At 72.5% G+C, this 12,080-nt stretch carries 16 protein-coding genes and 1 pseudogene; 11 read left to right on the top strand and 6 right to left on the bottom strand.

Translation table 11 applies throughout. The annotated features are described in order from the left end of the window. The first annotated feature begins 112 nt into the window (after positions 1-112). Together MUY14_RS11495 and MUY14_RS11490 are read left to right on the top strand one after the other, a co-directional pair. Positions 113-655, top strand: coding sequence for a hemerythrin domain-containing protein (locus tag MUY14_RS11495; RefSeq protein ID WP_247022951.1), 543 nt, complete (start codon positions 113-115; stop codon positions 653-655). A 37-nt stretch (positions 656-692) separates the two neighbouring features. Beyond that, positions 693-1,499 carry a GAF and ANTAR domain-containing protein gene (locus tag MUY14_RS11490; RefSeq protein ID WP_247022950.1) on the top strand — a complete coding sequence of 269 codons (807 nt, stop codon included), beginning with the start codon at positions 693-695 and terminating at the stop codon, positions 1,497-1,499. Positions 1,500-1,505: 6 nt separating this feature from the next. On the opposite strand, the gene MUY14_RS11485 is transcribed toward MUY14_RS11490, so the two are convergent. From MUY14_RS11485 to MUY14_RS11475, 3 genes are all read right to left on the bottom strand, one after another. After that, positions 1,506-1,970 carry a hypothetical protein gene (locus MUY14_RS11485; protein ID WP_247022949.1) on the bottom strand — a complete coding sequence of 155 codons (465 nt, stop codon included), beginning with the start codon at positions 1,968-1,970 and terminating at the stop codon, positions 1,506-1,508. A gap of 69 nt (positions 1,971-2,039) precedes the next feature. Next, positions 2,040-2,879 carry an aldo/keto reductase gene (locus tag MUY14_RS11480; RefSeq protein ID WP_247022948.1) on the bottom strand — a complete coding sequence of 280 codons (840 nt, stop codon included), beginning with the start codon at positions 2,877-2,879 and terminating at the stop codon, positions 2,040-2,042. An 85-nt stretch (positions 2,880-2,964) separates the two neighbouring features. Then, positions 2,965-3,426, bottom strand: a complete 462-nt coding sequence (locus MUY14_RS11475; RefSeq protein ID WP_247022947.1) for an SRPBCC family protein — start codon at positions 3,424-3,426, stop codon at positions 2,965-2,967. A gap of 118 nt (positions 3,427-3,544) precedes the next feature. On the opposite strand from MUY14_RS11475, the gene MUY14_RS11470 reads away from it, so the two are divergent. From MUY14_RS11470 to MUY14_RS11460, 3 genes are read left to right on the top strand one after another with little or no spacing between them, the layout of a single operon-like run. Continuing rightward, positions 3,545-3,958, top strand: a complete 414-nt coding sequence (locus tag MUY14_RS11470; RefSeq protein WP_247022946.1) for a phage holin family protein — start codon at positions 3,545-3,547, stop codon at positions 3,956-3,958. Next, complete coding sequence (locus tag MUY14_RS11465) at positions 3,955-4,263, top strand: DUF3618 domain-containing protein (RefSeq protein WP_247022945.1); 309 nt, start codon at positions 3,955-3,957, stop codon at positions 4,261-4,263. The genes MUY14_RS11470 and MUY14_RS11465 overlap by 4 nt, the downstream gene beginning before the upstream one ends. Next, entirely contained in the window at positions 4,260-4,523 is a 264-nt protein-coding gene (locus MUY14_RS11460) for a DUF4235 domain-containing protein (RefSeq protein ID WP_247022944.1), read from the top strand. The genes MUY14_RS11465 and MUY14_RS11460 overlap by 4 nt, the downstream gene beginning before the upstream one ends. Positions 4,524-4,575: 52 nt before the next feature. Here the strand turns inward: MUY14_RS11460 and MUY14_RS11455 are convergent, their stop codons facing one another. After that, positions 4,576-4,944, bottom strand: coding sequence for an STAS domain-containing protein (locus MUY14_RS11455; protein ID WP_247022943.1), 369 nt, complete (start codon positions 4,942-4,944; stop codon positions 4,576-4,578). A gap of 164 nt (positions 4,945-5,108) precedes the next feature. On the opposite strand from MUY14_RS11455, the gene MUY14_RS11450 reads away from it, so the two are divergent. From MUY14_RS11450 to MUY14_RS47265, 4 genes and pseudogenes are all read left to right on the top strand, one after another. After that, entirely contained in the window at positions 5,109-6,410 is a 1,302-nt protein-coding gene (locus MUY14_RS11450; protein WP_247022942.1) for an NAD(P)/FAD-dependent oxidoreductase, read from the top strand. Next, positions 6,410-6,958 (top strand): hypothetical protein, encoded by a 549-nt coding sequence (locus MUY14_RS11445; RefSeq protein ID WP_247022941.1) that lies wholly within the window; start codon positions 6,410-6,412, stop codon positions 6,956-6,958. Before MUY14_RS11450 ends, MUY14_RS11445 begins: the two co-directional genes overlap by 1 nt. A 26-nt stretch (positions 6,959-6,984) precedes the next feature. Continuing rightward, positions 6,985-7,257, top strand: a complete 273-nt coding sequence (locus MUY14_RS11440) for a hypothetical protein (protein WP_247022940.1) — start codon at positions 6,985-6,987, stop codon at positions 7,255-7,257. 61 nt (positions 7,258-7,318) lie between these two features. Further along, a pseudogene (locus MUY14_RS47265) lies at positions 7,319-7,753 on the top strand (DUF6338 family protein); the annotation flags it as partial. A gap of 35 nt (positions 7,754-7,788) precedes the next feature. On the opposite strand, the gene MUY14_RS11435 reads toward MUY14_RS47265, so the two are convergent. Both MUY14_RS11435 and MUY14_RS11430 read right to left on the bottom strand, forming a co-directional pair. Further along, on the bottom strand, positions 7,789-8,223 hold the full coding sequence (locus MUY14_RS11435) for a VOC family protein (RefSeq protein WP_247022939.1): 435 nt from the start codon (positions 8,221-8,223) through the stop codon (positions 7,789-7,791). Positions 8,224-8,233: 10 nt separating this feature from the next. Further along, positions 8,234-9,139 carry a LysR family transcriptional regulator gene (locus MUY14_RS11430; protein ID WP_247022938.1) on the bottom strand — a complete coding sequence of 302 codons (906 nt, stop codon included), beginning with the start codon at positions 9,137-9,139 and terminating at the stop codon, positions 8,234-8,236. A gap of 81 nt (positions 9,140-9,220) precedes the next feature. On the opposite strand from MUY14_RS11430, the gene MUY14_RS11425 reads away from it, so the two are divergent. Both MUY14_RS11425 and MUY14_RS11420 read left to right on the top strand, forming a co-directional pair. Next, positions 9,221-10,513, top strand: a complete 1,293-nt coding sequence (locus tag MUY14_RS11425) for a diaminopimelate decarboxylase (protein WP_247022937.1) — start codon at positions 9,221-9,223, stop codon at positions 10,511-10,513. Positions 10,514-10,633: 120 nt separating this feature from the next. Next, positions 10,634-12,049, top strand: a complete 1,416-nt coding sequence (locus tag MUY14_RS11420; RefSeq protein WP_247025110.1) for a glycosyltransferase family 39 protein — start codon at positions 10,634-10,636, stop codon at positions 12,047-12,049. Positions 12,050-12,080 lie beyond the last annotated feature (31 nt).

The raw sequence follows: 12,080 nt of genomic DNA, 5'->3' as shown, positions 1-12,080 counted from the left end.
CTGAAGCCGGTTCTCCCGGTGGCATACCCGGCTCGCCGGCGGCCGACACGGGATTCGGCGCGCGAGCAGCGGGTATCCGTCTCGGAAATCCCCAGCCGGACCAGGAGCGTGCATGAACGGCAGCCACCCCGCAACCGACCTGACGATCGTCCTCGCCGGCGACCACCGGGAGCTCGACCGGCTGTGCACCGAGCTCGAACTCGGCCAGGGCAGCCCGGAGAACCGCAAGGACCTCGCGGATCACCTGACCGCGCAGCTCGTCCGGCACGCCGTCGCCGAAGAGCCCTTCCTCGACGGCGAAGGCGACCTCGCCGAAGCGGAGCGGCTGATGCGGGAGCTGGAGGGCGCCGGGCCACAGGAGGTCCGGTTCGAGCGGCTGCTGGGCGGGCTGATCCGCGCGGTCCGGCGGCACGTCCGCGAGGAAGGGCCCGCCGCCGTGACCGAGGTCCGGCGCCGCTGTTCCCCCGAACGGCGGACCACGTTGGGCCGGGCGGTCCTCGAAGCCCGGGAAGCCGCCGCGACGCTGCCGCACCCGGACCTGGCCGACCGGGTGCCGGCCGCCGAGCAGCTGTGGCCGGGCCCGGGGTTCGTCGACCGTGCCCGAAACGCCCTGCGCGGGCCGGGCTCGAGCGAGAACGCGCCGGCATCGGGTTGAATGGGCCCCACACCGATCACCGACACAGTGAGGACCGATGAGCGTCAGCGAAGAGGAGTGGGCCAGGGACCGGACCTGGTTCGGGCAGGACGGCGAACCGGCGCCGGGCCCCTTGGCGAGCCAGTTCGCCGACCTCACGCGGACCTTGCTGGACGTGACGCACACCGTCGGCGGCGTGCTCAGGCTCGTCGTCGGCGCCGCGGTCGCCATCGTCCCGGACGCCGACCTGGTCAGCGTCACCCTGCGCGACCCGGACGGCCGGTTCCACACGCCGATCGAGACCGACCCGGTGGCCGTGGAGCTCGACCTGCTGCAGTACGACCACGGCGAAGGTCCCTGCGTGGATTCGGCGCGCCCGGACGGCCCGGCCCTCTGCTGGTCGCAGGACGTCGGGCGCGACCCGCGGTGGCCGTCGTTCGGCCCGGGGGCCGCCCGGCACGGCTACCACTCGGTGCTGGCGACGGCGCTGGTGCCGGACGCCCGCCCGCCGCGCCTGTCGGGGGCGCTCAACATCTATTCGCGGACGCCGGGTGCGTTCAACCGTGAGGCCATCGACACCGCGCTCCTGCTGGCCACGCACGCCTCGCTGGCGCTCGCTCACACCGAAGCCGTCGTCACGGCCGAGCTGGAGGCCGAGCACCTGCGCCGCGCGGTCGACAGCCGGGACGTCATCGGTCAGGCGAAGGGGATCCTGATGCAGCGCCGTGGCATAGACGCCGACGAAGCGTTCGACGTGCTGCGGCGCGCGTCCCAGGACCTGAACGTCAAACTCGCCGACCTGGCCGGAACGCTCGCGGCCCGGCACACCGAGGTCGATCTCCCGGCGGCCGGGCGCGAGGGCTGAGGGCGGTTACTGGGCCGAGTACGGGGACCGGTTCTCCAGCGACGGGCTGACGTCCGGGTACCGGCCGTTCTGGCCCGGCACCGGCGTGACCGTCGGGGTCTGCGGCTCCACCCGCTGCTGCCGGCCGCCGCGCTGGACGACCGCCTCGACCTCTTGCTCGCCGCGGATGCGGGCCAGCACGCCGAGGGTGATCGCGTGCGCGATCGCCAGGATCAGCAGCAGTACGCCGAGCCGGCCGACGACGCCCGGCAAGTCGCTTCCGCCCATGTCGATGGTCGAGATCAGGGCCAGCACACCCAGCGTCGCCAGGTGGAACAGCACCGTGACCAGGCGGGTCATCGAAGCGCCCGCCGCCGGATCGCCGTAGGAGTTCTCCAGGTACCGGCGGCCGCTGCGGTAGATGATCTGCCCGTCGATCAGGACCAGCGCGACGCCGATCGCGAGGAACGACAGATACGCGTTCGTGGTCATGCCGGACACTCCTTCCAGGGGGACCTTGCCGGAGGGATACCCGCCGCGTCGCTCAGGGAAACGCCGCGGTCACCCCGTGAAAGCGTCCGGATCCGGCCCGGTGCGGCGGCCGGCGTCGAGCTCGCCGATCGCCTTCATGTCTTCGTCGTCCAGTTCGAAGCCGAAGACGTCGATGTCCTGCCGGATCCGCTCGGGTGACGCGGACTTGGGGAACACGATGTTCCCGAGCTGCAGGTGCCAGCGCAGCACCACCTGCGCGGCCGTGCGCTCGTGCTTGCCCGCCAGCTCGGTGAGCACCGGGTCGTCGAGCACTTCGCCCTGGGCGAGCGGGCTCCACGCCTCGGTCGCGATGCCGTGCTCCCGGTGGTAGGCGCGCAGTTCCGGTTGCTGCAGCGCGGGGTGCAGCTCGATCTGGTTGACCGCGGGCACGGTCGGAGTCTCCTCCGCCAGCCGGTCGAGGTGCGCCGGCTGGAAGTTCGACACGCCGATCGCGCGCGCCTTGCCCGCGCGCAGGATGTCCTCGAAGCCCTGCCACGTCCGGACGTAGTTTTCCTTGTGCGGCAAGGGCCAGTGGATCAGGTACAGGTCGACGTGGTCGAAGCCGAGCCGCCGCAGGCTGCCTTCCAGCGCGGTGATCGCGTTGTCGTGGCCGTGCGCGTCGTTCGCCAGTTTCGTGGTGACGAACACGTCTTCGCGTTTCAAGCCGGCGTCCGCGATCCCGGCGCCGACCCCCGCTTCGTTCCGGTACATCTGCGCGGTGTCGATGTGGCGGTAGCCGGCCTCCAGGGCCGTCCGCACGGCCTGGGCGGTTTCTTCCGGCGGGATCTGGAAGACGCCGAACCCGAACTGCGGGATCCGCACGCCGTTGTTCAGCTCGACGGTGGGAACGTCGGCGGTGGTGGTCGTCATGGGGGCGGCCTACCCGTCGTTCCCGGACACGAAACCCGGCGGGGCGGTACTGCACCGCCCAGCCGGGTGATTCGCCCCGATCGGGTTACGTACCCGGGCGCTCCACGTCACCGCGCCAGCCGCCGGTCTCCCGGCCGTACTGCTCGACGTACTCCTTGAACCGCTTGAGGTCGCCCTTCACCCGGCGGTCGAGGACGCCCAGCTTGTCGGCGACGTTCTCGGCGAAGCCCTCCGGGTCGATGTCCATCTGCGCGGTCACCCGCGTGTGCGCGTCTCCCAAGCGGTGGAACGTGATGACGCCCGCGTGGTCCGGACCGGAGTCCGACGTCCACGCGACCCGCTCGTCGGGGTGCTGTTCGGTGATCGTCGCGTCGAATTCGCGCGTCACACCACCGAACCGCGTCACCCAGTGGGTGTGCGTGGCGTCGAGCTGGCGGATCTCTTCGACGCCTTCCATGAACCGCGGGAATTCCTCGAACTGCGTCCACTGGTTGTAGGCGGTGGAAACGGGGACTTCCACGTCCACGATTTCGGTGATCGTGCTCATGCACTCCTCCTGGTCGGTGGCCGGTACGAATCGGCTACCCGGCGCTCGCGCGGCCAAACCCGGCGTGGTTGATCCGGCGCGGGGCCGGGTACACGGCGGCCAGGTAAGGAGGTGTTCCGTGATCGAAGAAGTGAACAAGGAACCGGCGGCCGACCGTTCCGTCGGTCAGCTGGTGACGGACCTGACCGACGAGGTCAAGCGGCTGGTCCGGGACGAAATGCGGCTCGCGGTCTTCGAACTGCAGCGCAAGGGCAAGAAAATGGGGGTCGGCGCCGGGTTGTTCGGCGCGGCGGGCCTGTTCGCGTTGTTCGGCGCCGGCACGCTGGTCGCGGCCGCGGTGCTGGCGCTCGCGCTGGTCGTGCCCGGCTGGCTCGCGGCGGTGATCGTCGCGGTCGCGCTGTTCGTGATCGCCGGGATCGCCGCGCTGGTGGGCAAGAAGGAAGTGACGCAGGCGGTGCCGCCGGTGCCCGAAGAAGCGATCACCGGCGTCCGCGAAGACGTGGACACCGTGAAGCAGGGGGTGCGGGCATGAGCGGCGACTTCCCGAAGAACGCCGAAGAGGCGCGGCTCGACCGGGACACCACCCGGGAAGAGCTCACCGAAACGCTGGAAGCGCTCGGGCACAAGCTCGACGTCAAGAGCCGGGTCAAGGAAAACGTCGACGAGAAGCTCGACGTGGCGACCGCGAAGGTCGCCGACGTGACGAACGCGCCGACCGCCGTCAAGTTCCGCCGGGGCGCCGACGCGGTCCGCGCCAACCCGGTGCCGGTGTTCGCCGGCGTGCTCGGCCTGGTGATCGTGATCCGCCTGATCCTGCGACGGAGGAACGACTCGTGAACAAGGTGCTGTACAAGCCGCTGAGCTGGATGGTCGGCGCGCTCGGCGGCGTTCTCGCCGGCCAGGCGTTCAAGCAGGTCTGGAAGCGCGTGGCTGGCGAAGAAGACGCGCCCGACGCCACCGACCGCGACTACACCTGGCAGCAGGTGATCATCGCGGCGGCGGTGCAGGGCGCGATCTTCGCCGCCGTCAAGGCGGCCACCGAACGAGCGGGTGCCGTCGGCTACCGCAAGGCGACCGGCGAATGGCCGGACGACTGACCCGTCCCGGCCGAGTCCACAGTGGACGGCGGGAGGGGTGGCCGCCCGGCGGTCACGCCTCCCGGCCGGCTTCGGGGGTGAGGCCGACGAGCGCGGCCCCCACGCGGGGGTGGACCTTCAGCACCAGGTCGGCGCCGGTCGCTTCCAGCGAACGCGTCACGGCGTGGCCGCCGACGACGAGGGCGAGGTCGGTGCGGTCGTTCGCCTGCAGCAGCGAACGGACGCCGGCGCAGCTGAGGAACGCCACGCGGGTCAGGTCGACGACGACCCGCTCGCCGGTGGCCAGTGCTTCGTCGAGGGTGTGCACCGTGGCGGCGTCGATGTCGCCCACCAGGGTGACGACGCGGACCCCGCCCGGGCGCTCGGTCATGGTGGCGGTCAAGCCGCCGGGTTCGTGAACGGTTCGGAAGATGTCGTGCATGGCGCTCCCTTTCGCAGCTTGGGGCGCTGACCGGAGCACGTGTCTGAACAACAGCCAACACCCTGACCGTACGCCCCTGGGCCGGGAGGTCAACCCCGCGGGTTTCCCCGCTCCGGCCTCGGGTAATCGACGAAGGACGAAATCCGGGCGAAGAAAGGGGATCCATGCGTGTCGTGATCGTCGGCGGCGGTTTCGCCGGGTACAACGCGGCGAAGAGCCTCCGGAAGGAAGCCGGCGAAGACGTCGAAGTCGTCTTGCTCAACCCGACGGACTACTTCCTCTACCTGCCGCTGCTGCCCGAGGTGGCCGCCGGGATCCTCGACCCGCGGCGGGTCGCGGTGTCGATCCCCGAGACCCTGGCCGGGGTGCGCCTGGTGCTGGGGACCGCGACCGGCGTCGACTTCGACGACCGCACGGTCGCCTACACCGACCCGGAGGACGGCGAGCACCGGATCCGCTACGACCGGCTGGTGCTGGCCGCGGGCAGCGTGAACAAGCTCCTGCCGATCCCCGGCGTCCCCGAATACGCGCACGGCTTCCGCGGGGTGCCCGAAGCGCTGTACCTGCGTGACCACATCACGCGGCAGATCGAGCTCGCCGCGGCCGCGGAAGACCCGGCCGAGCGCGACGCGCGCTGCACGTTCGTGGTGGTGGGCGCGGGCTACACCGGCACCGAGGTGGCCGCGCAGGGCCCCGCGTTCACCGCCGCGCTCGCCGCGCGCCACCCCGAGCTCGCCGGGCAGCGGATCCGCTGGCTGCTGCTGGACGTCGCCGAGCGGGTGCTGCCCGAGCTGGACCGGCGGCTCGGGCGGACCGCCGACCAGGTGCTGCGCGCCCGCGACGTCGAAGTGCTGATGAAGACGTCGGTGGACAACGCCGACGCCAAGGGCGTGACGCTGACGAACGGGGAGTCGGTGCCCACCCGAACGCTCGTGTGGTGCGTCGGCGTGCGGCCCGACCCGCTGGTGGCCGGAATCGGCCTCGAGACGGCGAAGGGCAGGCTGGTCGTCACCGAGCGGCTGAACGTCCCGGGCCGCGACGACGTGTTCGCCTGCGGCGACGCGGCCGCCGTCCCCGACCTCACCCGCCCCGGCGAGTACACCGCGATGACCGCGCAGCACGCCGAACGGCAGGGCAAGCTGGCCGGGCGCAACGTGGCGGCGTCGCTCGGCTACGGCCGCGCCGGCACCTACCGGCACCACGACCTCGGCTTCGTCGTCGACCTCGGCGCCGGCGCGGCCGCGGCGAACCCGCTGCACATTCCCCTGTCCGGTCTCCCGGCGAAGGCCGTGACGCGCGCGTACCACCTGATGGCGATGCCGGGGAACCGCGTGCGCACGGCCGCCGACTGGCTCCTGGAGCGGCTGACCGGCCGCCAGACCGTCCAATTGGGACTCGTCCGGTCGGGGTCCGTGCCGCTCGACACCGACTCGCCGGAACTCCCCCGTCGTGGAAAGGATTCCTGATGCCCGCCGAACTCTCGCGTTCCGAAGGCCCGCCCGTCGTGCTCGCCGGCGACCCTTCGGGCGCCAAGGTGATCGTCCTCGACCCGGCGGGTGCCGGGCGGCACGACGAGCTGCCGGGCAGCTGGCGGCCCCTGTCGGACCAGCGCGCGATCTTCTGGTGCCGCCTCCCGGCCGGCGGCGCCCTCACCGAAGCCGACGACCTCCTCGGCGACCAGGGCCCGGCCGACCCGGACATCACGGTCGTGGCGAGCGGCCCGTTCGCGGCGGAGGCCCTCCAGCTGGTGGAACGCCACCCGGGCGCGGCATCCCAGCTCCTCCTGGTCGACCCGGCCTCGGACGCGTTCCTCCCGTCCGCCGACGCGATGGCGGCGAACGAAGCGTGGCTGTCCGAGCACGAGGGCGTCATCGCGAAGCTGCGGGAGGCCGGGACGGTCGTGCGGGTGGTGGGGTCGAGCAGCGATACCGCGGAGGACCGGATCCCGCCGCCGCTCCCGCTGGGCCACCCGCAGGTGGTGACGGCGGTCCGCCACGCCCTCGGCGACGCCTAGGGCCGACGCCGCACCATCGTCGAAAGTTGTTCAACCGGTTCGGCAAGACCGCTATCTCCTCCGAAGGCATGATCGATCCAAGCGCGTTGCTGCCGAGTGCGTCCGCGGATATCCGCGCGCTGATCGACGTCGATGACCGCCGGGCCGGTACGGCCCTTGAGGCACCATTGACGGATGGCCGAGCACGAGAGCGATCAGACCGACCTGGCGCAGCCGGACTTCGCGGGCTGGGGTGGGGAGCCGATCCGGTGCCCTCGGATGAGCCCGGCGACGAATCACAGGTTCGGCAGGACCGCTGACCGTGCCGACGTCACCACTGCCGTTCGTGCTGTTCCTGCTCGTCATCGGCCCTAGCCTGGGTTGATCGCCGACCAAGCGGTCGCCTTGCGTGCGCAGCCCGTTCAGGTGCTGGTGACCGTGGGTGTGGCGATGATCGTCGCGATCGCCGCCGCCTGGGGCGTGGCGTTGCGGTGGTTCCCATCGCCGGAAGGCCAGGGGGAGCATCGTCACCGCTCCGACTGGTTCACCCTCGTCGACTACGACGTGGACCTGCCGGTCACCCCGGCCGGTGGTCCGACGGGGGATGACGGCAGGCCGGCGATCTTCATCGAAGCCGTACTCGAGGACGAGTCGGTGGTGGGAGATCTGCTCGGCTCGTTCACCGACGAGCCCGGCAGAGAGGGACGCCGGGGCGTGGTACTCGACTACCCCGTGGTCAGCCGGCCGGCCGAGGGGGACGGTTCCCCCACGGAGGTCGAGTTCGACAAAATCGTGATCAACGAGAGCCGGATCCGGTGGATGGCGTCCGTCCCGATGTCGTCGACGGCCGCTCAGTCCAGGCAGAACTCGTTGCCCTCGACGTCCTGCATCACGATGCACGACTCGTTGTACTCGTCGGCGTACAGCGTCTGGAAGTGCGATGCGCCGAGCGCGATCAGCCGGTCGCGCTCGGCCTCCAGGGCGGCCAGCCGCTCCGCGCCCTTCAGCCCCGTGCCCGCTCGGACGTCGACGTGGACGCGGTTCTTGACGACCTTGCCTTCCGGGACGCGCTGGAAGAACAGCCGCGGGCCCGCGCCGGTCGGGTCGGCGCAGGCGAACGCCGCGCCCTGGCGCTCCGGTGGGAGCGAGCGGTCGAAGTCGGCCCAGCTGTCGAAGCCCGGCGGGGGCGGCGGGACGACGTAGCCCAGCACCTCGCACCAGAACCGCGCGACGCGCTCGGGTTCCGCGCAATCGAAAGTGATCTGCACCTGCCTGATCGTCCCCATGCGACTCACCCTAACCACGGCGTCCACGGCTTTCCGCGACGGGCTCGCCGGCCAGCGCCACGAACTCCCGCACCACCGCCGGGACCGCGCCCGCCCGCCGGGCGAGCCCCAGGTCGATCCGGGGGGCCGGGTCCGTCAGCCGACGCAGGACCACCCCTCGCCGCCTCAGCGCGCGTGCCCGGTGTTCCGGGACCGCCGCGATGCCCGCGCCCTCCGCGACCGCGCGGATCAGCTGCTCGTCCTCCGGTTCTTCGCGCACGATCGGCGGTAGGCCGCCCGGCCAGACCTGGCCGCTGATCGCGTCGTACTGGCCGGGGCCGTTGCCGCGCGGCCAGAACACCACCGGCTCCGCCGCGATCCACTCCCGCCGCAGGCGGCCGCGGCGGCGGGTCAGCGCGTGCTCCGACGGCAGGGCGATCAGCACCTCCTCCGAGCCGACCACCGTGACCTCGATGCCCGGCGCGTCCACCGGGGGCCGCACGAACCCCAGGTCGATCTCGCCCGCGAGCAGCCGGGCCAGGTTCAGGCTCGTCCAGCCCGTCTCCAGGGCCAGGGAGACGTCCGGGTACCGCGCGCGGTACGCCGCCACCAGGTCGCCCGCCAAGGGGCCCGGAGCCGAGCGCGTGTAGGCGATCCGCAGCCGGCCCGTGTCGCCGCGGCCGGTCGCCGTGATCACGCCGCGGGCGCGGTCCAGGCGGTCGAGCAGGTCGCGGGCCTCCGCCGCCGCGACGCGGCCCGCCTCCGTCAGCGCGAAGCGGGGGCCCGACCGGTCGAGCAGCGCCACCCCCAGCTCCGCTTCGAACGCGCGGATCTGCTGGCTCAGCGACGGCTGCGACACGAACAGCCGAGCCGCCGCCCGCGTGAAGTGCATCTCCTCGGCGAGCACGGCGAAGTAGTGCCATCGGCGCAGGTCCATCCAGCCACTATAGGACGGGCCTATGACTCCAGTCGGACGAAGTCTTGGACCGGCACCACCCGGTCGCGCTGTCCTGGGAACGTGAACCGCACCGAACGCAAGCTCCGCGCCCTCGCCGCCGGCCACCGCCTCGTCGACCCGATGGCCGGGTTCGTCGACCTCGCCGGGATCCGCGAAGCCGTCGAAGACCTGACGAAGGCCTTCGCGCCCCTCGGCCGCGTCCAGCACACGGTCGCCGCCAAGGCGTGCGGCCTCGCGCCACTGCTGCGCTACCTCGGTGACCTCGGGGTCGACGCCGAGGTCGCGAGCCCCGGCGAGACGGCGGTCGCCGAAGCCGCCGGGATCCGCGGCCGCCGGCTGGTCCTCGACTCCCCCGCCAAGACCACCGCCGAGCTCGCGCACGCCCTCGCCGAAGGCACCGCGGTCAACGCGGACAACTTCCAGGAGCTGGCCCGGCTCGACACCCTGGTCGGCACCGGGCCGCGCTCTGTCCTCGGCCTGCGGATCAACCCGCAGGTCGGCGCGGGCCGGATCGGCGACACCAGCACCGCGACCTCGACGTCGAAGTTCGGCATCCCCCTGCGGGAGAACCGGGCCCGCATCGAAGAGGCGTTCGCCGCGCGCCCGTGGCTGACGCGGCTGCACGTCCACGTCGGCTCGCAGGGCTGCCCGCCCGAGCTGATGGCCGAGGGCGTGGCCGCCGTGCACGCGCTGGCCGAAGAGATCAACGACCGGGCCGGGTTCCGGCAGGTCACCAGCCTCGACCTCGGCGGCGGGCTGCCGGTGAACTTCACCTCCGACGAACCGGGGCCGACCTACGCCGATTACGTCTCGACGCTGCTGGCGCGGGTCCCGGCCCTCGCCGACGGGCGCTACGGCTTCGTCACCGAGTTCGGCCGGTCCCTGCTGGCGAAGAGCGGGTTCCTGGTCAGCGCCGTCGAGTACACGAAGGTCGCGAGCGGGCGGCCCATCGCCGTGACGCACGCCGGCGCGCAGGTGGCGGCGCGCACGGTGCTCCAGCCGGAGCACTGGCCGCTGCGGCTGACCGCGCACCACCCCGACGGCACGCCCAAGACCGGCCCCGGGGTGCCGCAGGACGTCGCCGGGCCGTTGTGCTTCGCGGGCGACCTCCTGGCGCGCGAACGGCCGCTGCCGCTGCTCGAACCCGGCGACCTGGTCGTCGCCCACGACACCGGCGCGTACTACTTCGGCGCGCACTACGCCTACAACACGCTCCCCCGCCCGGCCGTGCACGGCTTCACGGTGTCCGAGCACGGCGGGGTCCGCTTCACGCCGATCCGCCGCGCGCAGACCCTGACCGAGCTGGTCGCGGACGCCGGAGCCGAGTACGTCGGAGCGCTCCCGGCCGCGTGATCTCCGGCGTACGATCCCGGCACGCCGAGGGGAGGCTGCCATGGGGGCCGGTCGGGAGCTGCCGCGGTTCGCCGCGCTGCCGGTGGGATCGTCGTCGCCGTCCAGGCGGTCGTCTTGACCGTGCTGTCCGGCCGGTACGGCTTCCACCGCGACGAGCTGTACTTCGTCGCGGCGGGCCGCCGCCCGGACTGGGGGTACGTCGACAACCCGCCGATCACGCCGTGGCTCGCCCGCGCGTCGACCGCGTTGTTCGGCGAGACGCCCACCGGTCTCCGGGTGGTCGCGACCCTGCTGGGCGTGGCGACCGTCGTCGTGGCCGCGCTCCTCGCCCGCGAGTTCGGCGGCGGCCGCGGGGTCCAGCTGTTCACCGCGCTCGCCACGGCGTTGTCGTCGTACGTCCTGGTCGTGTCGCACATGCTGGCCACCAACTCCGCGGACCTGCTGCTGTGGTCGCTGATCGCGCTGTCCGGCGTGAAGCTGCTGCGCACCGGCGACGGCCGGTGGTGGCTCGCGGTCGGCACCGCCGCCGGGCTCGGTCTGGCGAACAAGTGGCTGGTGCTGCTCCTGCTCTCCGGGCTCGGTGCCGGCGCGGCCGTCGCCGGGCCGCGCCGGGTGTTCCGGACCCGGTGGCTCGCGGCCGGGATCGGGATCGCCGTCGTGCTCGCCGCGCCCGTCGTCGCCTGGCAGGCCGCGCACGGCTGGCCGATGCTGACCGTCGCCGGCGGGATCAGCGCGGACGGAGGCGCCGAGAACCGCGTGCTGTTCGTGCCGATGCAGCTGGTCCTGCTGTCGCCGGTGCTGGTGCCGGTCTGGGTCGCCGGCCTCCTCCGGCCGTGGCGCGACCCCGCGCTGCGCTGGGCCCGCGCCCTCACGATCGCCTACCCCGTGGTCTGCCTCGAACTGCTGGCGGCGGGCGGGAAGCCGTACTACTCCATTCCGTTGCTGCTGCCGCTGGTCGCGCTCGGCGCGGAGCCGGTGCTGCGGTGGCTGGGGCAAGGCCGGGTGACCCGGCGCGTGCTCACCGGCGCGGCCGCCGCGGTGTGCGTGGTGGTGTCCGTCCTCATCGGACTCCCGGTGGTGCCGCCGCCGGCGTTGAACGGCGTCCTGCTGGCGCTGAACAAGGAACCCGGCGAGCAGGTCGGCTGGCCGGGTTTCGCGAACAGCGTGGCGGTCGCGTGGCAGCGGATCCCGGCCGCCGAGCGGGACACGGCGGTGATCGTCACCGGGAACTACGGGGAAGCCGGGGCCCTCGAACACTACGGTCCCGGACTGGGGCTGCCGCAGCCGTACTCCCCGCACATGTCCTACGCGGACTGGGGGCCGCCGCCGGACCGGCTGGTCGGGCCGGTGCTGCTCGTCGGCGGCTTCGAACGCGGTTCGCCCGCGTCACGGCTGATCACCGGCTGCCGCCCGGTGGCCAAGCACTTCACCGACGACGGGGTGGACAACGACGAGAACGGCGTCGTGCTCTCGCTGTGCAGCACCCTGACCGAGCCGTGGTCGACGGCGTGGCCGGCCCTGCGCCGGTTCTACTGAACGGTTCGTCCGGTTCGCGCGTCCCTCGGGC

Origin of the sequence: Amycolatopsis sp. FBCC-B4732, assembly GCF_023008405.1 — a bacterium.
Classification (GTDB): domain Bacteria; phylum Actinomycetota; class Actinomycetes; order Mycobacteriales; family Pseudonocardiaceae; genus Amycolatopsis; species Amycolatopsis pretoriensis_A.
This window is presented reverse-complemented; position numbering and strand designations above follow the sequence as displayed.